Raw genomic sequence first — 23,300 nt, forward strand, 5'->3', positions numbered from 1 at the left:
ACCTCACTTAAGTTATGTAAACTAAAAATCATATTTAACCTTTACCCATAATGAATCATTATCATCATAGTTTGCAAACTCCCCTTCATTCCCAAAGAAATAATCTATCCCCGTTAAGAAATGAAAGTTGTCATTAACTGCATAATCTATAGAAATTCTATTAAAACCATCTTGCTCATCAGGTTCATAGTAAACCATATTTTTAACTTCAAGGACTTCCCTGAATAATTTCTTGCTTATACTTAATGTTAAAGTATCTTGACTCTCATCTTCTTCTATTTCATCCTCATAATCAAAAATATGTTTATTGATATACTGGGTAGTTACTGTCCAGTTGTTTCCAGGATACCAGTCTAACCCTGCTAAAGAATGGACATAATCCCTTTCCAACAGTCCATAACTATCAGCAGAAAAATATTTCCCCTGATAATAGGCTGATTCAAACCTGATTACAAAATCATTTACTGGTTTTGATAAATCAAGACCATAGAATCTTAAACGGTGGTATTCTGGTGTAAAGGTAGTACCTGTTTTATGATAGACAGCTTCGTCATCCCATAAATAGGCTGTTGAAAAGGAAAAGTCTATTCCGTTTAGATAAAAGGATAGTCTTGCTGCCAGTTCACTATTTCCTAACTCATCTTCAACTTCTTCTGCTGGATTTATGGTAATATTGTCTTGCCTACTTACATACCAGGGATTATCCTCATCCTCAGGATATACTGGCTCTGTAAAGGTAGGAATCCAGACTAACTCTAAATCAGCCATAGGAAACAAATATCTGTATTTTACTGAATCTACCGGGATCCTTATCTCATCAAAATCCCTGGTAATATATTCACTATAGTCACAGGGGGAGAGTACATCAGTTATCCTTACTCCATCTGCCTTCCCCCAGCTATAGATCTGTCTGCCAATTTTTACGTCCCACAGGGGCCGGGTATATTCAAGATAGGCTTCATGAATCTCTACTTCTAACTCATCGTCTTCTATTATTCCATTACTAACCCCATTTAAAGAGGCAAACATATACATATTATCACTACTATTCCTAAGATTTAATCTAAACCTTGAACGTTCACCAATAAAATCATGATCGTCTTTTAATTTTATCGAATAATAGCTTTCTAAAAAACCATCAAACTGCATTCCCTGAGCTAAAACATTATTAACTGCAAAAATTAAAAACACTATAATTAATAAGGAAAATACTAGCAGTTTTCTCATCCTACACCTCCAGCTAATTGCCAGCTGGTATTATCAACTGGCAATTTTATTGGTCATTTCACTAATATCTGATATTCCCCCGTTTTAACATTGAGGTCCTAAATAGATTATCATCCATTGCTACATTAAATTTAAGTTCTGTCATATCTATAATAGTCTGGTGTTCATCCTGTTTGTTAACCATTAACCTTTGTTTAGGGGTCCAGATCCCATCTATCTCGACAATATCTTTAGCCTGGTAGGTTTTTAGTAAACCATATTCGTTATAGTAGTCAGTCTTTATTGCCATAGCTATATCCTGTCTTATCCAGGATAGCTTCTTGCTATAATCCCCTTCATCAATTTCTTTAGGAATTGATTGAATAACCCAGCATTGATACCCATTTAGCTCTTCTTCTCGCAATAAGGTATGCTCATCTTCATCTACATTCCTGTCTCCCATATCATCATAGGTGAAATCTGTTCCCATAAAATAGTCATCATTGGAACTCCCACTGATTCTCCTTATTTTTCGTAAAGCAGGCATATAAAGCCATCTATTATCTTCCTTATCCTCGTCATCATACTCCCAGCTTAAATAACCTGTACCCTTCACATCTCCCGGGCTTTCAAAGATCATAATTGCTTTAGTGTCTTTCCCATAGTCTTTCTGATAACTTACTACCTCTCTTATCCGCTTATCACCGACCTTATTGATTAAGGTCATTACCATTTTTGCCTTCCTTGTATCACCATCATCCCTATTATCAACCTTCACCATAATATCTCTCCCTGTCAGACCTGAAGCCTGGGTAAAATTAGCTATTATTAACATTAATAACACAGTCAAAAGCAAAATTCTCTTTGTCAACTTAATCACTCCTTAATTTAATATGTCCTACTCAAAAACATTAAATTATTTAGGTTAACCTAAAGCATGTATATAATATCAAAATTAATTTAGTATCTTTTAACTAACACATATTATATCTATCTACTCACATCCGTTTTATAACTTATATATTTATCACCATAAACCCATACTAAGATTTCTTCTTCATAAGAGAGCAACAGTGAGTTTTTTCTTCCTCTTTAACAGTTACACCTCCTTCTAATATTGAATTATTATTCATTTTTATTCAAAAAAATATATTAATCCATTTAAAACCTCTTTTGAAGTCACTTAACAAAATCATAAACACCATAGAAATGCTGTCTAGCAATTAATTCAATCATCTTTCTAGCTTTATTAAGATCTTCAAAATGACGAAAAATCTCAAACATTCTTCCCGTAAAGTTATCAGCAAGGATATGATAAAAAAAATCTTTATAATCATCTTCAATACCTTTGATTTTACCAGCTAATCCCTCCCTGATATGTATTTCTAATAAATTAACAATCTCTTCTTTAGCGCCTTCAAATTCTGTACCCTCACTCTTATCTACTAGGATTATTAACTGTTTTCTTTCCTGAAAGAGATTCATAATAAAATCAATCTCTATCTCCTCAAAGACATCAAAAATCCTTTCTCCTCCTTGATCCCTGTCTTTTTTGCCTTTGATGAATTCCTTTAGTTTTTGAAAAACAGGCCGGGCAATTCCTGCAAAAAGATCCTCTTTGTTCTTATAATATGAATAAATTAATCCTGTAGGAATATTTGCTCTCCTGGCAATATCTTTCATCTTAGCAGAATTATAATTATTTTCATAGAACTCTTCTACAGCTGCTGAGTATATCCTTTCCCTTACTTCTTCTTTTAATACTTGCACCATATTTAACACCATTCCTCGGATTAATATTGAATATTAATTCATTATTAATTATACAATATTACTTATTTCCTGTCAACTATTTCTTTATTATAATTTTTTTCATCCATATTTAATCAACAATATCTTTTACAGAACTATCTATAAGCTAGATAAACATAATTATTGGAAGAAAGACAAAAAAAACACCAGGAGGATAGTTTAAACAAATATTCTTAATTAATATCCCTAATAGGTCTACTTGTTTCTTCATCACCAAGCTGATGTACATGATTTAAATGTTCTTCAGACAATTCCAGACTGGCATTCTTCAAGGCCTTAATATCAAATCTAATATCTTTAATATCCCTTTTTAAAACCTTAATATCTTTTTCCATATTATAAAGCTGGCCTTTTATCGGTTTTAACTCCTGTTTGACTTCATCCCTGAAACTATCAAATCTCATATCTAACTCCTTTGAAAGCCCAGCAGACTGTTGTTCCAGCATTTCCTGAATGGCAGACAGTGTTTCTTTATCCAAATCTTACTCCTCCTTTTTTTAACTATTTTACTCCAATGTATTATTCAAGATAAAAAGAAAAAATCCTGCCCTTTATTTAATTTATTGTAAATTTATATTCAGGACAGAATTTTAAATTTTTTTTATTTTTCCCTATCATACCTTAATACTTTCAAATTAATTATATTTAAAAATGAAAATACTAGCCTACTAACTCATCTACCGCACCAGTATCTATTTTCCTTTTCATATAGCGCTTACATTGTTCCACACGATCATAGCCAAGCATTATTCCCAGTATAAAATCCTCTTCATCTGTATAGTTTTTCAAGTTGCTTTTGCCTATCTGTTTAATAACCTCTATACAGTGTTTATTACCAAAAAAGACATTAATTTTATCTCTGCTCACATTATAAATAATATAGGGGATGTTTTTCTTTTTTAGATTCCTTTCAATAAGTTCCTGGTTACTACTTTTGGTCGTATGCAGTATTAGGTTTCTTAAGCCTTTTTTAAATTCATATAAATGGTGATAAAAAACTCTCATTTTCTTCACTCCTAATATTCATAAATAAACACAGCTCAATCTCATTAAAATGCTTTTAATAAATCATCTACCCAGTTTCTAATCCTCTCTTCTGTCAAATCACCCTGATTATTATTATCCAAAGGAAGACCAACAAATGCATCATTAATTAAAGCCTCAGAGTGATTAAAATCATAGTCATCCGCCAAAACCCCTCCTATTACTTCTGCCCCTTTTTCCTTGACAACATCATATATTATCCCCATAGCATCTACAAAGGTATCTGAATACATTGCCTGGTCACCTAAACCAAATAAAGCCACCTTTTTATTACTTAAATCCAGTGTTTTAAGTTTTTCAATAAAGGTATCCCAATCATCCTGTAGCTCACCAAGTCCCCAAGTGGATGAACCAAAGATTAATTTATCATATTTCTCAACCTCATCTACAGTAACTGAGCCAACATTATAAACCTCTGCCTTATCTTTTCCAATCACATCAGCTATCATCTCTGCAGCCTCTTCGGTCTCACCCATTGTACTACCATAAAAAATTCCGATTTCTTTCATTAACAATCTCCTCCTATAATTTTAGTTTTTAGTTTATTTAATCTAAATCTACAAGACATTTAATTAAAAGTTAACACCTAATGAAGTAGTTATAATAGATTCATCTGTCCCCGCATTGTCATCATAACTATGATCTTCATACTCTAATTCGCAGTAAGTATTTTTAGTCAGATCATAGTTAAAAATGAGATCTAAATAGTTATCCCTGGCATCAGAATTATCAGCCTCATAAATTGCATAAGAAAAATCTATATTTAATCTATCACTAAAATCAACATTAAACCCTGGTCTAAACATCTTTAGATCATCACTTTGGTTAAGTGTACTTTCAGCAAGGATTGAGTCATCTTGAAACTTATGCTTATTAACCACCACACCCATCTCAACATTAGCATATTCGAAAAATAACTTTGTTTTAGGAAACAATTTGTCAGTAGATAGTCTTAAATCAAAAGCATTTGGTTCAAGCTCACCATTCTCAACATCTAAATAAGTCAATTCAGTTGTAAATTTAGCAAAATTTTTAAGAAAGTTAATACTATAGCCATTATAATCAATAACAGAAAAATCTGCATTAACATAATTTAAGGTTACTGTATCAAGCAAAGCTAAATCTTTTAACTTTAATTCAGTAAATACTGTTTTTTCATCAGCATCAATATTATGACCTGCTTTAATGGCTATAATTTTGTTGTTATAGGCCAGCCTAGCAAATTCATATTTAACTTTCATACTGTATAATAAATTATTAGCTGTCAACTCATCCATCCTACCTACTCTTAAATCAACAGGTCCAATGGCATCTTCCACATCAAGCCACCCTTTCCTAATAAATACATCTGTTCCCTCTGTATTCCCTTCTGCTTGATTAAAATCAGCATGCAATTTAGTAAAGACAAACAGACTAGCCCTCTCATCTATCTTCTGATTTAAAAACAGTCCTAACTTAAGTACTGTTTCACTACTACTCTCACCATTATCATTTTTTATATATTCATTTTCTATTTCAAGATTACCTGCCTTAAACTCCACTGCAATTGCTGGTACTGCTAAAAATATTACTAAAACAAGACTTAAAATTAATGTTTTTTCCATTACAAAACCCCTTCCATTTTTGTACATTTTACTGCAATAACTTTTGTAAAGTATCTTAGGTTAGCCTAAAATAAAAACATAATAATACCTCACAAAATCAACTGACTATCTGCCTCCTTTCTAATTTTTTATAAATAGAGGCCCAACTTCTCCTAGCATAAATAACATCTACTTTTTTGTCTTTAGCCTCTCTTTTAACTTTCTTCATTGCTGTATGGTGAATATAATCAGTCAAAACTAAGACCATATCTATATCTACAGGCAGCTGAAAATTACGAAAGGCACTCTTGCTTCTACCGGATAAATGTATTATCTCAGTAAAACCAATATCCCTAACATTCTCCTCAATACTACCTAAATTATCAGCACCTATAATCATTAAAGACATATTTCCCTCCTTTACTACTTTTCCTTATTCTCTTAAACATATCAACTTGTCTTTTCCTCAGAAAGTAATTGCTGACACTCTTTACAAAGTCCAGAAACCTTTAGGCTGAATTCCTGACAGATGAATTGATTTTTGTCATATATCTCATCCTTAAAATAACCAGGAAGGTAATTTTCAACCTCTATTATTTTACCGCAATTTTTGCATATTAAATGATGATGAATATCCTGCTCTTTTTGACAACTTATTTCGTATTTAGCAAATTCCTTGTCAAAATGATATTCAGCTATTATTCCTACATCCCTTAATAGATTTAAAGTTCTATAGACCGTAGAAAGACCTATTGAATCATCAATATCTTTACCTAAAGTATATATATCACGGGCTGAAAGGTGTTCACCCTTATTATTATTTAAAATCCCCAGAATAATCCTTCTCTGCTGGGTTACTTTTATATTTTTTCTCTCTAATTCATTTACAAGAGATATTATCTCACTCACCTTTTTACTGCCCCCCTTTTTTTCTACATAATCAAAGAATAACAGCTGAATTTTATCATAAATCAAATAAATACTTTATTTTGAATCATCTTCTTCATTTGTCATACTACAACACCCGCAGGCCCCACAGGGACTTTTGCCTTTAGCAGGTTTAAATTTACGATAGATGTACCAGACACATAAAACAGCAATTATTATCAATATAAGATTTTGCATATTAGAATCACCCTTTCTCTTGGCTCAATTTCCACTAAACATAGTACGAACCTCGGGGTCTCCAGCCAGCAATTTAACTGCCATCCACCTGGGTAGATGACCAGCAAATCGGTTATCTGCAGCAATCTTATCCTCTAATTCTGTTAAAATATTCTCCATAGTCTCACCATAATCAATCATAAAGTCATTTTGATAGCTTTCTTTATTATTACAGGCATCATAAATAAGCTGTTTTAAGTCATCCTTACCTCTACCTTTTTTTGCCACTGTAGGAAGGACTGGAACCCCTAATTCTTCACTAAGTTTCTCAAGATCAATTTTAAAACCCCTATTTTGGGAGACATCGATCATATTTAATGCTATAATCATCGGAAGACCCATTTCCAATAATTGAAAAGTCAAATTTAAATGACGTTCCAGATTTGAGGCATCAACAATGTTTAAAATCAAATCCGGTTTCTCATCAATCAAAAAATTCCGGGCAACCCTTTCCTCTAAACTATACGAGGTTAAACTATATGTTCCAGGTAAATCAACTAGTTTGATTTTTTGATCCTTATAATTATAAATCCCTATCTTTTTTTCCACTGTAACCCCTGGATAATTGGCAATAAATTGCCTGGCTCCAGTTAACATATTAAAAACCGTTGATTTACCAGAATTAGGTTGACCAGCTACTGCCACAATATACTCTCCTGTGTTTTTCATCAAAGACTCACCTCTATATACCTGGCTTCAGCATGACGAATACTTACATTATATCCTCTGATTTCAAGCTCTACCGGGTCTGTCAATGGGGCATTACGCAACACCTTTATTTTAACACCAGGCATAAAACCCATATCCATTAAGCGCTGTCCATTAGCCCCGGTTAAATGTACATCAATCAGCTTACACTCCTGACCTGGTTTTAACTTATCTAAATTCGTTGTTTTATTTTCAACCATAGACATATATATCCCCCTTTATATGTTTTTTTCCACCAGTATTCTTTTTGCTATTCCCTGACCAATAGCCAGTGAAGTATCCTTAACTTCGATAAGAAAAGGGCCTGGGTTACCTGGGGCAATAATTTCAATCTCCGAGCCATCAATTAACCCCATATCAGATAGATGCTGAACAAAGCCCCTGTCATATTCTTTGGTATAAACAACCCGGGCCCTTTCACCCTGCTTGAGTTTTGCTAATGATATTACACCAATTTGACTGATCATTAATAACCCCTCCAATTTTTGAACCCTTATTAATTTATCAGTCCAGTTTAAAGCTGAACTGTCTCCTGCTCAATATCTCCTGCAAACTCATTACCAACCCCATCTTGCTTAATAAAACCCATTAGTACCATAGTAATTATTGCTAAGATGTAAAATGAAATCATAGCCTGTAAACCACTGAGTCCTAATAAATTACCACCACTAAAAATAAGAATTGAAATGAATGAACCCAGGATAATCGGATAAAAACCAGCAAATAACATCCACTTAGTACTACCACTTTCTAAACGTACAGCCATTAAGGTAGGTATACAAGGGGGATACATAGCCATAAACAACATTATGGCCAGAGCGTGTAATGGTGTCCAACCCTGTTCCTGCTCAGACATCTTTTCTTCCAGGCTTTCCCCTTGATCTGACTTATAAATACTCCCCAGGGTAGCTACACTACTCTCTTTAGCAGCAAATGAACTAATTAAAGCCATATTTACCCGCCAGTTAAATCCAGCATATTTGGTAATCGGCTCTATCTTATGTGCCAACAGACCAAGAACACTGTTAATTAATGTCTTATCATTTATCTCAGCCCTGAGCTCTTTTCTGCCCCGTTCAAGATAACGATATGCTTTGGCTACTTGCATTGCCTCGCGGTCTCTTGTTAATTCTCCATCTTCCCTATAAACCCCTCTATTGGCAATTTTATAAAAAGCCAGGTTTCTTTCTTTAAATTCTTTATCAATTATTTCTTTTTGCTCTTCACTATCTACCCCTCTTTTAGACAAGGAATAGTCTGCATTATAATTGATGTATTTCTCTAAATTATCTCCAGCAAGTACTGTCCTATAAGGGGAATCCTGACCTATATCTTGATAGAACTTATCAATCACCTGTTCCATTTGCGCTTGGTAATTAGCCCTTTGTTCCTGATCCAATCCAGGGAAATGTGTTAAAGCAAAAACCAGAGCCATTACAACTATTACGATCGTAACAATCTTTTTAAAGAAAAGCCATAACCTTTCTAGACAGCGTCTGATAACACCCGTTATAGTAGGCAAGTGAAAAGGGGGCATTTCTAGAACAAATGGAGCCGGTTCTTTTCTTTTTAAAATCGTAAGTGAAAACAATTTACTAACACTCAAAGCAATGATTAAAGTTATAGTTGCCATAAAAAACATAGTAAATCCCTGATAATCTTTAAAGAACAAACCTATTAATAAAATATACAAAGGGGTTTTGGCCAGGCAATTCATTAAAGGTACAATAAGTATCGTAGCCAATCTAGCCTTCTCATCTTTAATTCCCCTGGTAGCCATAACACCTGGTATCGCACAACCACCGACAAACACCCCACCAAGAACAAGAGGGAAAAGTGATTGCCCGTGAAGGCCGAAATGGCGGAATACCCGGTCCATAATAAAAGTCATCCGCGGTATATAACCAATGTCTTCTAGAACTGCTACCAGGGTAAAAAGAATGGCAAAAATAGGCACATAATTCAGAACAGCCAGAATACCATCCATAACACTTAAAACCAGAGAACGTAATAAAGGATCAAAAAGCAAGCCTTCTGATGGTAAAATAGAGGCTACTAAATCCCTGAAAGATGCCAGAATAGGCCAGGTATAATTGGTAAGTTTATACCCTTGAACAATACTAAGATTATACAATAAATATATTATAGCCAGTAAAACCAGGGGACCAGTAAACCTATTTAACACAATTTTATCAATCTTACTGGTCAATGGACGTTTCTTTTTATTTGTTTTATTAACACATTTTGCAGAAATCTGAATAGCCTTTTGGTAATACTGCTGGGAAATTATCCTTTCCGGATCCCTACCCTCTTTCTCTTTTACTTCCTTTCTCTTTGCTTCAATATAATCCAGGAAATCTTCCTTCATATTAAATCTTCTCCTTTATGCATATCAAATGTTCTCTCATTAATCATGATAAAAACAATAATAAATCAACTAACAATCAAACTATTATCTTTGTATTATTAAGAAAGATGTTTATTTCGGTTAATCAAAACTTGTTTTCTAAATTTATTGCAACAATAAATATTTATTTTAATGCAGAGAGGGGAAACATTAATCCTCTCTGCAGCATAGCTCTTTTAATTCATGTCATAAGCCTTAATCCACATTACAGCACCAACTTCATGTCCTTTACCATTAATTTCTTCACCCTCCATCAGAGCAGCAAAACCCCACCAGCCTTCTTTAGGAATACCAAAGGTGAAAACACCATTCTCATCAGCTCTGACCACCTGAGTTATATGGGCATCAGATGGGAATTCCTGACCTTCACCTACCAAACCACTAAAAGCAGGTGCATTTAGTCTTTCAACCTCTATTTCGGCATAAGGAACTGGCTCACCATCCATTTTAACTATTCCCTGAAACACATTACCTGTCCAGAGACCATAAGGTTTATTTAGAGGTACTATTTCCGCTTTTAAGCCCAGTTCAGCATCCCAGTCTGTAGGCATACCCAGATTATTAACTACCACCTTAGTTATCTGTGTAATATAACCATCTTCCATTTTTTCATAATATGGTGCAGGTTCAAGATAAAAAACAAAATCACCGAAGCCCCTGATATTATAAGATGTCTCCCAGGCCTTTCCTCCAAAATATGTAAAGGAATTAAGGGTATCTGTTAAATCCTTTTTTCTACCCTTATTTAAAACACCAAATGAAACTGGTTTTTCCATATCCATGGTGTGTGAGGCCTCAGCCGGATGAGTAAAAATCAACTGAATATCAATCTCTGAGTCTTCCCCCTCATTAATAAGGTCATCAGATGGTAAAATCATCTGAAAGTGAGCAGAAGCAGTAGAAACCATTCCAAAAGCCATTAAGACCAGCGCCATCATTAAAACTGATAATTTCCTTGCATTTTGCATCATAACATCATTCCCCTTTAAATTTAGTTTACTTACTTTTGACATAATCAATAATTAGCATTAAATTTATCTATTCCAGTAAGGCCTTTTCATCTTCAGTTAAAACAGCACCTTTTTTTACAACTGTATGCCCAGGCCCCGCATTAAAGACAACCAGATAAGATCCCTCTGGTTTAGGGAGATTTAGGGTACTAAAATCATCTAACTCACTTTTGAAGATTATTAATTTGCCTTCAAACAATTCTGCTTCCAGCTTACTAAAATCTGCTACTTTATTACCCTCTATTTTAGTTCCATTTTCTTCAGCTATTTTTAAATATGTATTAGCAAGTTCTTCAAAATTAACACTGTTAAAAATGAACTCAAGGTATTTATCCCTTACAGCAGTATTATTATCAAAGTCTTTGTCTTCTACCAGTAAAATTTCTGTACCAGAAGCAGATGAACCATCAGAAAATCCACCTTCTAAATAAATAGTACCGTCTCCGTAGTCTTCTACATATAACATTGGTGTATGGGCACTAACCGGTACAGCAATTACAATTCCCATGACAAAGAAAAAAGAAAACACAAGTAATTTTTTAAACATTCATTTACACTCCTTTGTTTTAAATATTTTTCCTGACATCATATAATTACAGCAAGCTATATTCCTAATTTTTCTATATCACCCCCGGCTCTGGAAATAATTCATTTTTTCTACACATTATCCAGGCAATATCTTTAGGTAATCCTAAATCATTGCTAAAAAAATATTTTCTTGCTTAGGCATTCCTAAAAACAAAATGCAGTGAGAATAAATCTCATTTTCAGCACAACTTTATTTTATTATTCTTTTCTGCAAGTGTCAAATGATAATTTGGCTTTATTCAGCGAATATAGTCAATTAAACTTAATCAGCTTACTAATCCTCATTAATAATTAATATATATTTGAAACATCCTCACCTATCAGCATCCTGGCCGCATGTGGGGCAATGATACCTAGAAAACCAATGTTCCAGCTACACTAACTGCACTACCTACTAAGACTGATGAGGTTAAAAGTTTAATTCACTCAAACTTATGCATTTCAATCCATCTACCTGATTCATTTGGTTTATCACTAAGTAGACGATAATTTGAGATATTTGCTTTCTTTAATAATTCCCTTAATTCACCTTCATTCGGCCTTTTCCCACCGACCTTTTCTAATTTCTTCTGACGACCTTCCTTTAAACGCCGATACATACTTTCAGGGGTATATTTTCCCAGACCACCTCCAACAACTGCTGTTGCCCCTGGCTTCAAAACACGATAAACTTCCTGTAAACCCTTAACCTGATCATGCCAAAACCCCTACTCATAATAAAATCAGCATAATCATCTTCAAAAGGAAGTCTACATACATCAGCTTCTACAAAATGTATGGTATTTGCTAGTTCTCCAGCAGCCGCAGATAATCTGGCTTTTTCCAGGGCCTCAGGATCTATATCGACAAAATACATCTCTAAATTAGTAATCTTAGCCAGTTCCACACCTAAATACCCAGGACCTGTTCCAATATCTAAACACTTACCCTCAAAAACTTGATAATCATCTAAAAATTGTTGAGCAATCAGTGGATAAATTGGTAAAAGCTCTAAAAATCCATTTGTCATTTCAAATCCTTCTTTCCATATTATAAATTTGTTTAAATAATCATCAACCCATCTCCAGTGGTACTATTACCGGTTTTGAAAAACCAGCAAACCTACATACCTGTGCCTGTAATCCATAAACCTCCTTTAAAATACAGGAGTTCATAATACTATCTGCCTTACCTTGGGCATAGATTTCTCCCTCTTTAAGAATAATAATTTTATCGGCAATCATCATTGCATGGTTGATATCTGCAATTTTTTAATATTTCTTTTTCTTTATAAGAAAAGTTCAGATTCTTAACTTCTAGCAATTCAATCACCTGTTTCTGTTAAAATATCGCCACTAATAATCTTAAGAAAATGACCCCAGCCCTCCCATATTAACCGGCACTCATTATTTTCAGCCTCCTGTGGCAATAATATTTCTGGGGCAGCCGGAATAAAACTCTGCTGAGCAAAAAATTTCTGCATCTCTTCTGACATGATATATTCCCCCAGTTCCAGGAGACGTTCATCAATACCTTTTTTCCAGACCATAATCTGCGGAACACAAAAAGTACCATCATCAGGCCATTTTGAACTAACATTTTTTTCTCTGGAAAAACGGGAAAAGGAAATATTCACAATACCGACTGGATACTGTCCTTGATCAACAGCACTAACAACATCAACCGGGTTGCCTTCAAAAACAGTATTGGCCCTATAATCATCATACCTCTGGGGAAATCTAGTCTTCATATAAGAATTTATGATTACTGAGACAGTACGGAACTCATCTGGCAGCAAAATTCTACCCTCCCACTGTGGTTCCAGTAAATTCTCCCATATACATGGTGCCTCTTCTTTCTTCAAGATTTTATGATTATATATAATTGCATAAGGGACCAGAGCAAATGTATGGAAATAACCAGCCGGATCAGTAAACTTCAGGTCTAAAAGCTCTTTACGTAAAGGAAATAAATCTGAAAAAGGCTGGAAATATTCCTTCATTATGTCATCACTAAGTTCAGCAAAATCATTGGCATGACCTATAGTTAAATCAGGTATATTACCTTCTTTAACATATTTTTCAAACAAATGTTCTTCAGTAGGGCGGTGTGGTTGTATTTCAACCCGGACATCCATCCCGTATTTTTTATTTAATTGTCTAATAAATCCTTTCAACATCTCTCCCATTGTCCTGCTTATATTTAAGGGACAATGTACAAGTACTTTTGCCACGAATATCTACCTCCTATAGACTTTTCTAAGTTATATTTTATGCTTTCCTAAAATGTAACGAAATTAAACCCATCTCATATTATCTTTCTATTACAATATAAATTTCTTTTGAGCTATTTAGCTGCTTCTGCCAAAACCAGATTAACCCCAAATAACCACAAAAACAATCAATTTAATATTAACTCTAATTCAGCAGCATCTTGACCACTATCTATATCTAGAATCTTGTCAGTAAATTTACTATGGTAGTTTTCCTGGCTCCCGTAAGACCAACCATGGCAATAACTTCTCCTGACTATTGCCTGACATAATATTTTTCCAGAGGCTTTAATATCCCCTGGAATTTAATAAATTATTTAATGTGCAGGGATGCCCCTTTTTTAAAGCTTCTTCACCATGACATTCTTTTATCTGCTCTTCACTACATTCTCCAGGTTCTTTACCTTTCGGTTTTTTCAGATATTTACATTTTTTGTCACACATAGCTATTCTCCCTTTCCTTTTTATTTAAGCATTTCCTGATATAAATTATAACATACTTAATTATATCGTCAATAGGTAAAATAAAAATAGCGGGTATCAAGTCTAGAGCCTTCTTTCTTTTCCTTTCTTATACAAAAGCAACAAAAAGAAAGGCGCTCCCATTACCGATGTAACAATACCAACCGATAATTCAACCGGCTGAAAAATTGTTCTGGCAATTGTATCAGATAAAATAAGTAAAATAGCTCCTAGTATTGCAGATAATGGCACAAGATATCGATGGTCGTTACCGATTAAAAGTCTTGCTGAATGAGGAGCAATAATACCGACAAAGCCAATAGTTCCTGTCACACTAACTGCACTACCTGCTAATACTGACGAAATAAGTATAATAATAATCCTATATAAACGAATTGATAAACCCACACTGCTGGCAACATCATCTCCCAGTCCAAAAAGGTTAACTTTTGGACTGATAAACAGGGCTGCTGCCAGGGCAACAATACTATATGGCCAGATAGTATTTACTGCCGTCCAGCTTCTACCCGAAAGACTACCAAGCAACCAAGAATATGTTACTTCCAATACATCACTATTAATCATCATCAATGCAGAAGTTATTGCCTTTAAGAGGTTAGAAATCGCAATACCCGCTAAAACAATATAAACTGTCCTGGAACCTCCTGAAGTTGTAGAAAGTATATAAATCAACAGTGTTGCTAACAAGGCACCAAAAAAAGATGCAAAAGGAATTACCCCAATTTTTCCAGGTAATATAGTCATAATGATTACTGCAGCTAATCCGGCGCCCGCATTAACACCAATTATATTTGGAGAAGCCATTGGATTACGCAAAATACCCTGCAATAAAACACCCGCAACTGCTAGATTCATCCCTACAAACACCCCTGTCAAAACTCTAGGCAAGCGTACATTTAAAACTATTTGCTTGATCAGACTTCCTTCCTGCAGATCTCCTTTTAACATAGAAATTATTTCATGTGCAGAAAATTTTATGGTGCCGCTCATTATACTAAACAAAACTACAAGTACAAGAATAACCAATGATATTAATATAACTGTTAGTCGATATGATTTCAAATGAGTAGGTTTTTTTTCAATTTTATTCAAGATATACATTCCTTCCTCAATAAAAAATATTTCTTAGTGTTAAATAGTGTAAATTAAACTTCAATCTTGTTTTAATTAATGTGGAACGAGAGGAAATACAGCCCCCGTCCCACCGATACTTTTAAATAATACTATTTCTCATTTGCTGTTAAAATGGTCTTTGCTGTTGTTCTTAACATTTCTTCTGCTGATGACCTTCCCATTTTCACCTTAAAGGGGAGTGTAACTATTTTATTATTTTTAACCGCTGTCAGGCCCTGCCATTTTGAATCATTTTTAAATTTTTGTATAATAGCTTTATTTTGTTCAGGGTCATTACTCGAAGCAATCACAAAAATCATATCAGGATCTTCCTGTATAATTTTTTCTACATCAAAAGATACCAGGCAGGCATTCTTTGAACCCGGTAAATCATCCGGCACAATATTTTCCAGACCCAGTAAAGATAAAATTGATCCATATGAGGTAGTTTTTTGTGCAGCCAAAATAGTATCTCCATCCTGGAGAATCAAAACTCTTTTAATATCCGTTTCTCTCTCTATTTTTTGTTTAAGTTTATCGGCAATTTTTGTAATATATTCGATATATTCTTTAGCATTTTTTGTCCTGTCAAAAACTTTTCCCCAATATCTAACACTATCTATTAATGGTCTTTCTCCTAAACTTTCCGGATTAACAATAATAACTGCAGCACCTGTCGCTTCTAATGATTTAAGTATAGAACTTTGATATCTCGTATTCCCTATAATAACATCAGGCTGCAGTTGATATACTACTTCGATATTAACATTGGTATGGGAACCCACTGAAGGTAAAGCGATACCTTCTTTCCTTATTTTATATTCATCAACTTTACCCACAGGTTTGATCCCAATACAAAAAAGTGATTCCATAATGGAAGGTTGCAAAGCTAAAAACCTTTCCGGATTTTCGGGAATCGTGACCTTCCGTCCTATATGATCCTCTATTGTTTTTTCTGATTCTATTGTTCCAGCATCGGCTTTTTGGGCGATTTTCAATATTGCTTTTGCCGTTGCTTGAACCATATCTTCGGGAGTTGATCTGTTCGGGTTAACAGAAAACGGCAAAATTAATATTCTGTTTTTCTTAACAGCATCCAGTGCAGCCCATTGAGGATCACTTTTAAATTTTTCCAGAATAGCTTTATTGTTTTTAGTATTTTTACCTGACATCATGATCAATACAATATCTGGATTACTTGCCAAAATACTTTCAACATTCAAGGGAACAAAAGAAGATTTTTTTGCATTGGGCAAATTATCTGGAACAATATTATCAATTCCCAGCAGGGTAAGCATAGAACCATAGGAAGAAGCATTTTGTGCTGCAACGATGGTGCTACCATCCTGGATGACAATACCGGTTTCAATATCCGTTTGAAAGTCTATCTTCTCTTTTAACTCATCTGCAATCTTAAATACTGATTGAACATATTCTCTGGCTATATCGTCTTTACCCAGCAGTTTGCCGATGTATGCTGTCACTTCCACTACAGGAATATCCCCCACTTTATCCGGATCAAAATAATAAACAACAGCCCCTGTTTTTTCCAGTTCTTCCTCAATAGCAGAATGGAACCTGCTGCTTGCAATAATTAAATCCGGTTTAAGGGCATAGACTGATTCAATACTTACACTGGATGCAGTTCCAACAGATGGGAGCTCCATTCCTTCCTTTGAAACTTTATAATTATCAACTTTCCCGACCGGTGTAATTTCTATATTAAAAAGGGCCTGCATGGCTGCAGAAGTCAACGCCAGAATTCTCTCGGGGTTTTCTGGTATTACTACTTCGCGTCCAAGTTCGTCCTTAACCGTTTTTTTAGTTTGCACATCCTCAGTCCGGTCTGCCAACCGAGTTTGTGCATAAACTCTTGATCCGACAAACCCCAGAGTTGAAATTAAAACTGTTGCCAAAAAAACTATAAATATTTTATTTTCTTTCATTTTTATTCCTCCTTGTCTACTTTTTGCTGATTTCCACCCATTTACCACTATCAGTATCATCATCTGTCATAATTCAATAATTCGCCAGTTCTGCTCTTTGTATCATAGCTTCAAATTCTTTCCTTTCTTTTCTTTCATTCAATCGTTGTTTAATTATCTCCTGCAATCTCAAATTATCTTTGGAGTACCCAGGAAATCTTCATGTACACCAACTGGAACAACTACATTGCGGTAATGTTTCTTAAATTTACAAATATGGGCGCAAACACCATATACATTTTTAATAGCCTGTTCGGTAATCACCTCATCAGTAACCCCGGAATTATATACACATCCATCTTTTAATAAATATACGAAATCAGATACTTCAATCGCATGATTTATCTCGTGGAAAACCGTTATAATGGTTTTTTGAAAGTTGTTTTTTAAATCTTTTATTATTGTAAGCAAATCACATTGATATTTCATATCCATATAGGTAACTGGCTCATCCAGTAAAATGATAGGTGTATCCTGTGCCAGTACCATAGCAATCCAGACACGTTGTCTTTCCCCACCAGACAAATTTTCAACAAGTCGATGAGCTAAATGACCGATTTGCATGTACTTGATAGCCCATGTAATCTTATACTTATCTTCCCTTGTATTTACCCACCCAGAATGATGGTAAGGAGCTCTTCCCATTGATACTAATTCATACACTGTTACACCTTGCAATCGTTCATGAGACTGCGGGAGAAAAGCAACCCTTCTAGAAACCTCTTTGGCTCCCAATGTTTCTATCGAACTATCAAATAAAAAAACTGTATTTTTCTTTACAGGAATCAAACCACATAAACAACGCAATAGCGTTGACTTCCCCGATCCGTTTGGACCGATCAAAGAAATAATTTGACCTTTTTCAGCAGTAAAATTGACATTTTCCAAAATGCTTTTTTTCCCATAGCTAAAATTGAGTTCTTTAGCAATCAACATAACAATCCCTCCTATAAGAAAAACCTGGATTCTTAACTTCTAGCAATTCAATTACCAGTTCATCCCAGCCCTCAGACCATTTTTAGCTAACATTTCTCATATTATTCTTTAAAAGCCATCGGGCAAATAATATTTGCCGTTTTTTTCAGGGCCTCTTCCAGACTCATCTTCCCTGGACCTATTTGTAAGGGGAGCAACAAAAGTCTCCCTTCTCTAACTGCTCTAAGATTACTCCACTGGGGATCATTGTTATAATTACTTAATATATTTTTAGAATTACCCGTAACAAAAATTATATCTGGATTCTTCTGAGTAATAATCTCTATATCAAAAGAAATAAAAGCCGCTTTACCTGCTCCCGGCATACCATCTGGTACTATATTCTCAATTCCCAAACGCGATAATAATCCCCCATAAAAGGAACCGGATTGAGCAGCAAGTATTGTTTCACTACCCCCCTGTAAAATTAAGGCTTCATCTGCCTCACAGAAATTTATTTCTTTCCGAAGGAGTTTAGATAAATCATCTATTTTTTTGACATAGGCTGCTGCTTTATCATTTTCATTCACAACATTAGCAATAAACTTAAGTATATCAAGTAATGGATCCTCACCAAATGAAGGGTTGATAAATACCACAGCGGCTCCAGTAGATTCCAGACTTTTCAATAATTGTACATGTGCTCTAGTATGGGCAAATATTATATCGGGTTTCAGGGCATGAATCATTTCTATGTTTGGACTTTGCTGAAAACCTACACTGGGTAAATCCTCTGCTTCTACCCTATGTGTAAAATCATCTACTTTACCTACTGGTTTAATCCCCAGGCAAAATAAGTCTTCCATCATTAGAGGATTTAAAGCTAAAACCCTTTTGGGATGTCTAAGTATTGTAACCTCCCTTTTTAAATGATCAGCCACTACCCGGGTCTCCCCACTATTGTTTTTCTCTTGAAGTCCATCATCATTAAGACCTTCTTTAGCATAACAATTTACTGTTAAAAACATCACTCCAATAAGAAGAACCAGCACTATAAACATATTTAGACTATTTTTTTTCATTACATTTCTCCTTTGAATTATAAAATTTTTATTTATATACTTTTTTAAAATCATGATTTACAAGATAACTTATAATTTCATTTCTTATTTTTATTAATTCTTTATCTTTTAAGTTTCTTTCTCTTTTGTTTTTTATTATCTCAAATTCTTTAATTACTCTTGTTGGCATACTTGATAAAACTAATATCCTATCCCCAAGTAATAAGGCTTCATCTATTTCATGGGTAACAAATATAATTGAATTTTGCTTCATCTTCCAAAGTTGCAATAGCTGCTCAATCATATTAAATCTCAGATTATAATCAAGGGATTTAAAAGGTTCATCCATAAGTAATAAATCAGCCTCATAATTAAATGCTCTCGCAATAGAACACCTTTGCCTCATCCCACCACTTAATCTATCTTCTTGAAATACATAACTAATATTTTTACTTTTATTTACTATCTCTCCTTTAGAAAGTAATAAGGAACCGGACACAATATTGAGTAATGTAGTTTTCCCACATCCAGATGGTCCAATAATACAAAGGATTTCTTCTCTTTTAACCTTTAGTGAAAAATTATTTAATACACTAATGCTGCCAAACCTTTTTTCTGCTTTTTTTATTTCTAAAACCATATTTCCTTTGCCCCCTGCTCTTAAAAGCAAACAAAAAATTTATTAACTTTTGAGACAATCCTCCTAAGAAAATTACAATAATTGTCCAGGCTAACACCTTTCCTGTTTTAATATTTAAACGCGCATTGGTAATTTGCGCACCAATTCCAGAACTAGAACTTAGAACCTCTCCCATTACTACCAATTTCCATCCCAAACCAACAACTATAGTAATAGCTGATTTAAAATAAGACTTCAACGATGGAAATATAATCTCAAATAATATATCCTTTCTTGAGAAACGAAAAATCTCTGCCATTTCAAGTAACTTAGGATCAATATTTTCGAATCCCTCTACAATATTAACAATCAATATAGATATACTTGCAATAAACACAATAAATACCGCAGCCTGCCCATCTAATCAAAACCATATTATTCCAAGGGCCAACCATGATATAGGCGGTGTAGCCTGCAAAATATGAAAGACAGGTTCAAACAAATATTTTATCCTTTTATATTCACCTATTATAATCCCTAAAATACTACCTAATAAAATTGCTCCAAAAAGACCTATAAAAAGTCTTTTAAAAGTAATAAATACAGTGCTTAAAAATTCAAGATCAATTAAAACACTCCATGTAGCCTGCAATGTTACTAGGGGACCCTACAACAAATGTTTCTTTCTCTTTAAGAATATATTTTTTCTCTTCATTAATAACTACTTCTATTCCCCTTCATATACATAAAGCATTGTATCTCCAGGCATTGAATAAGCACTTACCCCTTCCCCCTGATCATAAGCAAATAATGTAATACTCAAATCATTCCTCTGCACAAGGGTCTTACTACTTACCCTTCCTTCTGCATAATCTACTAAATCCTTCAATTCCAAAACTTTTTCAAACGCTATGTTCTTTATAAACTTATCTGCCATTTTTGTTCCTCCTATTTTTTTATAATGATTTTCCATATAATAATAGCTGAAATTTAATTTTTTTTAATCTCAAGCCAGACACCAGGGTCATCAGCGATCAATTTATAAGTCGAAATTCCTGCTAGAGATAGCTTTGATTCGATATTTTCTTTAAAGATTTTTATTTCAGAAAGTATATCATTTCCCTCTTCTCTCATTCTTTTAAATTGCTGTCTTCTATCCCTGATTATGCGTTCTCGAACATCTTCCGGCATAAAATGACTGCCAAACCCGCCACCCAGCACAGCAACCGCTCCACTCCTCATTACTCTATAAATTTCTTTTAAGCCGTTTAGCAGGTTCTCCCAGAACCAGATTGAACCTCGACTAACCACCAGATCAACTGATTGATTACTAAATGGTAACCTGGCAACATCTGCTGTATAAAACGAACTCCTTTTTTCTAAACCTAACTTTTTTACATTCACTTCTGCCTGCTTAATAGCAACAGGATTAATATCAATGTATGAAATACTTAGATTTGACCGTTTAGCCAGTTCTATTCCAATATAGCCTGGACCAGTCCCTATATCCAGGCAAATACCCTCATTAATTTTATGATTTTTAAGTATCCATTCAACTGTATTCCCATATAATAATCTATAGTCATTATTAGAATACTCTATTGTAGTTGTCATTACATTTCACCTCTAGCTTCATTTCATTTCTTACTTTTTACTATTAATCTCTAAAAACCTATCCCAGCCCTCCCAAACAAGGTTGCAATTATTGTCTGCTGCTTCTGCTGGCAATGAAACCCCTGCTACAGCTGGAATAAAACCCTGCTGAACAAAAAACTCCTGGACTGAGGGTGATAACAAATAATTGCCCAGTTCGAGGAGCCTTTTATCTACTCCCCGCCCCCAGCTCATAACTAACGGCATACAAATCGCCCCTTCAACAGGCCAGACTATTTCTATGTTTTTTTGTCTGGCAAAACGGGCAAAGGAAACATTAGTAATACCCAAGGTGTATTCCCCATTATCAACCTTATTTTTAACATCCATGGGGGTACCAAAAAAAACACACCTTTCTAGAAAACCTGGAAAATCATCAGGAAACATATATTCTAAAAAAGACAGAATTGCTCTAGTAAGCGGGAGATGTTTTTCAGGGAGTATAACCTTACTCTTACTTTTTAAAACAATCTCTTCCCATTTACTGGGGACTTCTTCTTTATTTGACATGTTTTTGTTATAAATAATTATAAAAGGAACTAAAAATACCGGGTGTAGAAAACCATCAGAATCAATAAATCCATTAGTTGCTAACTCTTCTCGTAGATTAAAAAAATTAGGTAATGGCTCAAAATAGTTAACCAAACCTTTTTTTCTAATAGCCCCAAAATCAATACCATAGGTAAGAGTCATATCTGCTATCTGGTCATTAGTCAGTGATTTTATAAGCCAGTCTTCTTCATAATGATGACATGATTCATCATACACCTTAATATCCATTCCATGCTTATCCTCTATCTGTCTGCAGTATTTTTTTACCATATCAGCCAGGGGACGTCCAATATTTAGCGGATTATGTAAGAACACTCTCAACATAATACTGTTTCACCTCTTTCATAATAATTTGTTTTATCTCCTGGCCTTCTCTAAGTTCTTCCCGAAGGGAAAAAAGGAGTTGATCTATAGTAACCAGTTCTTCTAAAACCTTTTTCTCTTCCTCAGTGGTAGTAATCAATTTGCTTATACCACCTTTTTTCATTATCACACGTCTATCTGCCATCAGGGCCAGTACAGGGTCATGTGTTACCACCAATACTACTTTCCCTTGAACAGCAAGAAACTTTAAAGCCTCTAGACGGTTAATTCCAGCATTTTCTATTTCATCAATTAATACTACAGGGGCATTACTGATTAAAGCTACATCAGCAACCATTAGTGAACGGGACTGCCCACCACTTAATGTAGTAAGATTATCCTCAGCTTTAATTGGTTCACCAGTTAAGTGATTAGCACATCTAATCACCTCATTAACTACAGCATCTGCTTTCTGGAGTTCCCTACTCTGGGCATGGAGGTGCAAAAAATCACTGACTGACATATCAATAACAAAATTCATATTCTGTGAAACCTCTGCCACCATGTGCCTGAGAGCTGACTGTTTAGCATATTCAAGGGCTGGTAGATCATTAATTAAAACCGAGCGTTTAGAAGGGGTTTCTCCAGCAGCCCACTGACCTACATCTGAAATAAGCTGACTCTTACCAGAACCTGTAAGACCAACAATACTAAGGATCTCCCCTTTAGAAACCACCAATCTTTTAACAGGTTCTGAATTTCTATTTTTATTTAATCCCCCCAAAATTGTTATCTTTTCAATCATGATTATATCCATTCCTTTCGCTGCGCTCAAGGCACAAA

The 23,300-nt window shown here is 34.5% G+C and carries 32 protein-coding genes; all 32 read right to left on the reverse strand.

What is annotated here, in order from left to right:
* Positions 1 to 21 precede the first annotated feature (21 nt).
* Positions 22 to 1,227 carry a DUF1302 family protein gene (locus tag D7D81_RS16010; protein ID WP_125991042.1) on the reverse strand — a complete coding sequence of 402 codons (1,206 nt, stop codon included), beginning with the start codon at positions 1,225 to 1,227 and terminating at the stop codon, positions 22 to 24.
* Between the two features lie 61 nt (positions 1,228 to 1,288).
* The gene (locus D7D81_RS16015; protein WP_125992292.1) at positions 1,289 to 2,041 is read right to left on the reverse strand and encodes an outer membrane lipoprotein-sorting protein; all 753 of its coding nucleotides are present in this window, start codon (positions 2,039 to 2,041) and stop codon (positions 1,289 to 1,291) included.
* Between the two features lie 344 nt (positions 2,042 to 2,385).
* On the reverse strand, positions 2,386 to 2,979 hold the full coding sequence (locus D7D81_RS16020) for a TetR/AcrR family transcriptional regulator (protein ID WP_164522303.1): 594 nt from the start codon (positions 2,977 to 2,979) through the stop codon (positions 2,386 to 2,388).
* Positions 2,980 to 3,191: 212 nt separating this feature from the next.
* The gene (locus D7D81_RS16025) at positions 3,192 to 3,497 is read right to left on the reverse strand and encodes a hypothetical protein (protein WP_125991044.1); all 306 of its coding nucleotides are present in this window, start codon (positions 3,495 to 3,497) and stop codon (positions 3,192 to 3,194) included.
* Between the two features lie 181 nt (positions 3,498 to 3,678).
* Positions 3,679 to 4,023, reverse strand: a complete 345-nt coding sequence (locus tag D7D81_RS16030) for a DUF2023 family protein (protein ID WP_125991045.1) — start codon at positions 4,021 to 4,023, stop codon at positions 3,679 to 3,681.
* 44 nt (positions 4,024 to 4,067) lie between these two features.
* Positions 4,068 to 4,571: a flavodoxin gene (locus D7D81_RS16035; RefSeq protein ID WP_125991046.1), complete on the reverse strand. Its 504-nt coding sequence runs from the start codon at positions 4,569 to 4,571 to the stop codon at positions 4,068 to 4,070.
* 63 nt (positions 4,572 to 4,634) lie between these two features.
* Positions 4,635 to 5,666 carry a porin gene (locus D7D81_RS16040; protein WP_164522304.1) on the reverse strand — a complete coding sequence of 344 codons (1,032 nt, stop codon included), beginning with the start codon at positions 5,664 to 5,666 and terminating at the stop codon, positions 4,635 to 4,637.
* Between the two features lie 97 nt (positions 5,667 to 5,763).
* The gene (locus tag D7D81_RS16045) at positions 5,764 to 6,054 is read right to left on the reverse strand and encodes a DUF2325 domain-containing protein (protein ID WP_125991048.1); all 291 of its coding nucleotides are present in this window, start codon (positions 6,052 to 6,054) and stop codon (positions 5,764 to 5,766) included.
* 41 nt (positions 6,055 to 6,095) lie between these two features.
* Entirely contained in the window at positions 6,096 to 6,554 is a 459-nt protein-coding gene (locus D7D81_RS16050; RefSeq protein WP_164522305.1) for a Fur family transcriptional regulator, read from the reverse strand.
* Between the two features lie 75 nt (positions 6,555 to 6,629).
* Positions 6,630 to 6,770, reverse strand: coding sequence for a FeoB-associated Cys-rich membrane protein (locus D7D81_RS16055; RefSeq protein WP_125991050.1), 141 nt, complete (start codon positions 6,768 to 6,770; stop codon positions 6,630 to 6,632).
* Between the two features lie 24 nt (positions 6,771 to 6,794).
* A complete protein-coding gene (locus D7D81_RS16060) occupies positions 6,795 to 7,478 on the reverse strand; it encodes a FeoB small GTPase domain-containing protein (protein ID WP_125991051.1) in 684 nt (227 codons plus the stop codon).
* Positions 7,478 to 7,723: a FeoA family protein gene (locus tag D7D81_RS16065; protein WP_286169821.1), complete on the reverse strand. Its 246-nt coding sequence runs from the start codon at positions 7,721 to 7,723 to the stop codon at positions 7,478 to 7,480. Before D7D81_RS16065 ends, D7D81_RS16060 begins: the two co-directional genes overlap by 1 nt.
* 12 nt (positions 7,724 to 7,735) lie before the next feature.
* Complete coding sequence (locus tag D7D81_RS16070; protein ID WP_125991052.1) at positions 7,736 to 7,984, reverse strand: FeoA family protein; 249 nt, start codon at positions 7,982 to 7,984, stop codon at positions 7,736 to 7,738.
* A 47-nt stretch (positions 7,985 to 8,031) separates the two neighbouring features.
* Positions 8,032 to 9,885 (reverse strand): nucleoside recognition domain-containing protein, encoded by a 1,854-nt coding sequence (locus D7D81_RS16075; RefSeq protein WP_125991053.1) that lies wholly within the window; start codon positions 9,883 to 9,885, stop codon positions 8,032 to 8,034.
* A gap of 215 nt (positions 9,886 to 10,100) precedes the next feature.
* On the reverse strand, positions 10,101 to 10,895 hold the full coding sequence (locus D7D81_RS16080) for a DUF4198 domain-containing protein (protein WP_286169822.1): 795 nt from the start codon (positions 10,893 to 10,895) through the stop codon (positions 10,101 to 10,103).
* Positions 10,896 to 10,962: 67 nt separating this feature from the next.
* Positions 10,963 to 11,481: a hypothetical protein gene (locus tag D7D81_RS16085; protein WP_125991054.1), complete on the reverse strand. Its 519-nt coding sequence runs from the start codon at positions 11,479 to 11,481 to the stop codon at positions 10,963 to 10,965.
* Between the two features lie 463 nt (positions 11,482 to 11,944).
* On the reverse strand, positions 11,945 to 12,181 hold the full coding sequence (locus D7D81_RS19940; protein WP_205739247.1) for a hypothetical protein: 237 nt from the start codon (positions 12,179 to 12,181) through the stop codon (positions 11,945 to 11,947).
* Entirely contained in the window at positions 12,178 to 12,531 is a 354-nt protein-coding gene (locus D7D81_RS19945) for a class I SAM-dependent methyltransferase (protein ID WP_205739248.1), read from the reverse strand. Before D7D81_RS19945 ends, D7D81_RS19940 begins: the two co-directional genes overlap by 4 nt.
* A gap of 43 nt (positions 12,532 to 12,574) precedes the next feature.
* Entirely contained in the window at positions 12,575 to 12,748 is a 174-nt protein-coding gene (locus tag D7D81_RS19625) for a hypothetical protein (RefSeq protein ID WP_164522306.1), read from the reverse strand.
* Between the two features lie 77 nt (positions 12,749 to 12,825).
* Entirely contained in the window at positions 12,826 to 13,734 is a 909-nt protein-coding gene (locus D7D81_RS16095) for an ABC transporter substrate-binding protein (RefSeq protein WP_125991055.1), read from the reverse strand.
* A 327-nt stretch (positions 13,735 to 14,061) separates the two neighbouring features.
* The gene (locus D7D81_RS19630) at positions 14,062 to 14,217 is read right to left on the reverse strand and encodes a hypothetical protein (protein ID WP_164522307.1); all 156 of its coding nucleotides are present in this window, start codon (positions 14,215 to 14,217) and stop codon (positions 14,062 to 14,064) included.
* Positions 14,218 to 14,319: 102 nt separating this feature from the next.
* Entirely contained in the window at positions 14,320 to 15,348 is a 1,029-nt protein-coding gene (locus D7D81_RS16100) for a FecCD family ABC transporter permease (protein ID WP_205739249.1), read from the reverse strand.
* A 131-nt stretch (positions 15,349 to 15,479) separates the two neighbouring features.
* Positions 15,480 to 17,315, reverse strand: a complete 1,836-nt coding sequence (locus D7D81_RS16105) for an ABC transporter substrate-binding protein (RefSeq protein ID WP_164522308.1) — start codon at positions 17,313 to 17,315, stop codon at positions 15,480 to 15,482.
* Positions 17,316 to 17,483: 168 nt separating this feature from the next.
* Positions 17,484 to 18,290: an ABC transporter ATP-binding protein gene (locus D7D81_RS16110; protein WP_125991058.1), complete on the reverse strand. Its 807-nt coding sequence runs from the start codon at positions 18,288 to 18,290 to the stop codon at positions 17,484 to 17,486.
* Positions 18,291 to 18,391: 101 nt separating this feature from the next.
* Positions 18,392 to 19,351 (reverse strand): ABC transporter substrate-binding protein, encoded by a 960-nt coding sequence (locus D7D81_RS16115; RefSeq protein WP_164522309.1) that lies wholly within the window; start codon positions 19,349 to 19,351, stop codon positions 18,392 to 18,394.
* 28 nt (positions 19,352 to 19,379) lie between these two features.
* Positions 19,380 to 19,970, reverse strand: coding sequence for an ABC transporter ATP-binding protein (locus D7D81_RS16120; RefSeq protein WP_125991060.1), 591 nt, complete (start codon positions 19,968 to 19,970; stop codon positions 19,380 to 19,382).
* Positions 19,924 to 20,322, reverse strand: a complete 399-nt coding sequence (locus D7D81_RS16125) for an ABC transporter permease (protein WP_164522310.1) — start codon at positions 20,320 to 20,322, stop codon at positions 19,924 to 19,926. The genes D7D81_RS16120 and D7D81_RS16125 overlap by 47 nt, the downstream gene beginning before the upstream one ends.
* A gap of 51 nt (positions 20,323 to 20,373) precedes the next feature.
* Positions 20,374 to 20,601: an ABC transporter permease family protein gene (locus tag D7D81_RS16130; protein ID WP_125991062.1), complete on the reverse strand. Its 228-nt coding sequence runs from the start codon at positions 20,599 to 20,601 to the stop codon at positions 20,374 to 20,376.
* 75 nt (positions 20,602 to 20,676) lie between these two features.
* A complete protein-coding gene (locus D7D81_RS16135; RefSeq protein ID WP_205739250.1) occupies positions 20,677 to 20,886 on the reverse strand; it encodes a cupin domain-containing protein in 210 nt (69 codons plus the stop codon).
* Positions 20,887 to 20,939: 53 nt separating this feature from the next.
* Positions 20,940 to 21,563: a class I SAM-dependent methyltransferase gene (locus D7D81_RS16140; protein ID WP_125991063.1), complete on the reverse strand. Its 624-nt coding sequence runs from the start codon at positions 21,561 to 21,563 to the stop codon at positions 20,940 to 20,942.
* A 30-nt stretch (positions 21,564 to 21,593) separates the two neighbouring features.
* On the reverse strand, positions 21,594 to 22,478 hold the full coding sequence (locus D7D81_RS16145; RefSeq protein ID WP_125991064.1) for an ABC transporter substrate-binding protein: 885 nt from the start codon (positions 22,476 to 22,478) through the stop codon (positions 21,594 to 21,596).
* Entirely contained in the window at positions 22,456 to 23,274 is an 819-nt protein-coding gene (locus D7D81_RS16150) for an ATP-binding cassette domain-containing protein (RefSeq protein WP_205739251.1), read from the reverse strand. The genes D7D81_RS16145 and D7D81_RS16150 overlap by 23 nt, the downstream gene beginning before the upstream one ends.
* Between the last annotated feature and the right edge of the window lie 26 nt (positions 23,275 to 23,300).

Source organism: Halocella sp. SP3-1 (genome assembly GCF_003953885.1).
GTDB classification, from domain to species: domain Bacteria; phylum Bacillota; class Halanaerobiia; order Halanaerobiales; family DTU029; genus Iocasia; species Iocasia fonsfrigidae.

Excerpts from the sequence above, each read along its gene's own strand:
- D7D81_RS16010 (WP_125991042.1), bottom strand. The coding sequence starts at position 1,227 with ATGAGAAAACTGCTAGTATTTTCCTTATTAATTATAGTGTTTTTAATT.
- D7D81_RS16015 (WP_125992292.1), bottom strand. The coding sequence starts at position 2,041 with ATGTTAATAATAGCTAATTTTACCCAGGCTTCAGGTCTGACAGGGAGA.
- D7D81_RS16020 (WP_164522303.1), bottom strand. The coding sequence starts at position 2,979 with ATGGTGCAAGTATTAAAAGAAGAAGTAAGGGAAAGGATATACTCAGCA.
- D7D81_RS16030 (WP_125991045.1), bottom strand. The coding sequence starts at position 4,023 with ATGAGAGTTTTTTATCACCATTTATATGAATTTAAAAAAGGCTTAAGA.
- D7D81_RS16035 (WP_125991046.1), bottom strand. The coding sequence starts at position 4,571 with ATGAAAGAAATCGGAATTTTTTATGGTAGTACAATGGGTGAGACCGAA.
- D7D81_RS16040 (WP_164522304.1), bottom strand. The coding sequence starts at position 5,666 with ATGGAAAAAACATTAATTTTAAGTCTTGTTTTAGTAATATTTTTAGCA.
- D7D81_RS16045 (WP_125991048.1), bottom strand. The coding sequence starts at position 6,054 with ATGTCTTTAATGATTATAGGTGCTGATAATTTAGGTAGTATTGAGGAG.
- D7D81_RS16055 (WP_125991050.1), bottom strand. The coding sequence starts at position 6,770 with ATGCAAAATCTTATATTGATAATAATTGCTGTTTTATGTGTCTGGTAC.
- D7D81_RS16060 (WP_125991051.1), bottom strand. The coding sequence starts at position 7,478 with ATGAAAAACACAGGAGAGTATATTGTGGCAGTAGCTGGTCAACCTAAT.
- D7D81_RS16065 (WP_286169821.1), bottom strand. The coding sequence starts at position 7,723 with ATGTCTATGGTTGAAAATAAAACAACGAATTTAGATAAGTTAAAACCA.
- D7D81_RS16070 (WP_125991052.1), bottom strand. The coding sequence starts at position 7,984 with ATGATCAGTCAAATTGGTGTAATATCATTAGCAAAACTCAAGCAGGGT.
- D7D81_RS16075 (WP_125991053.1), bottom strand. The coding sequence starts at position 9,885 with ATGAAGGAAGATTTCCTGGATTATATTGAAGCAAAGAGAAAGGAAGTA.
- D7D81_RS16080 (WP_286169822.1), bottom strand. The coding sequence starts at position 10,895 with ATGATGCAAAATGCAAGGAAATTATCAGTTTTAATGATGGCGCTGGTC.
- D7D81_RS16085 (WP_125991054.1), bottom strand. The coding sequence starts at position 11,481 with ATGTTTAAAAAATTACTTGTGTTTTCTTTTTTCTTTGTCATGGGAATT.
- D7D81_RS19945 (WP_205739248.1), bottom strand. The coding sequence starts at position 12,531 with ATGACAAATGGATTTTTAGAGCTTTTACCAATTTATCCACTGATTGCT.
- D7D81_RS19625 (WP_164522306.1), bottom strand. The coding sequence starts at position 12,748 with ATGATGATTGCCGATAAAATTATTATTCTTAAAGAGGGAGAAATCTAT.
- D7D81_RS19630 (WP_164522307.1), bottom strand. The coding sequence starts at position 14,217 with ATGTGTGACAAAAAATGTAAATATCTGAAAAAACCGAAAGGTAAAGAA.
- D7D81_RS16105 (WP_164522308.1), bottom strand. The coding sequence starts at position 17,315 with ATGAAAGAAAATAAAATATTTATAGTTTTTTTGGCAACAGTTTTAATT.
- D7D81_RS16110 (WP_125991058.1), bottom strand. The coding sequence starts at position 18,290 with ATGTTGATTGCTAAAGAACTCAATTTTAGCTATGGGAAAAAAAGCATT.
- D7D81_RS16115 (WP_164522309.1), bottom strand. The coding sequence starts at position 19,351 with ATGAAAAAAAATAGTCTAAATATGTTTATAGTGCTGGTTCTTCTTATT.
- D7D81_RS16120 (WP_125991060.1), bottom strand. The coding sequence starts at position 19,970 with ATGGTTTTAGAAATAAAAAAAGCAGAAAAAAGGTTTGGCAGCATTAGT.
- D7D81_RS16135 (WP_205739250.1), bottom strand. The coding sequence starts at position 20,886 with ATGGCAGATAAGTTTATAAAGAACATAGCGTTTGAAAAAGTTTTGGAA.
- D7D81_RS16140 (WP_125991063.1), bottom strand. The coding sequence starts at position 21,563 with ATGACAACTACAATAGAGTATTCTAATAATGACTATAGATTATTATAT.
- D7D81_RS16145 (WP_125991064.1), bottom strand. The coding sequence starts at position 22,478 with ATGTTGAGAGTGTTCTTACATAATCCGCTAAATATTGGACGTCCCCTG.
- D7D81_RS16150 (WP_205739251.1), bottom strand. The coding sequence starts at position 23,274 with ATGGATATAATCATGATTGAAAAGATAACAATTTTGGGGGGATTAAAT.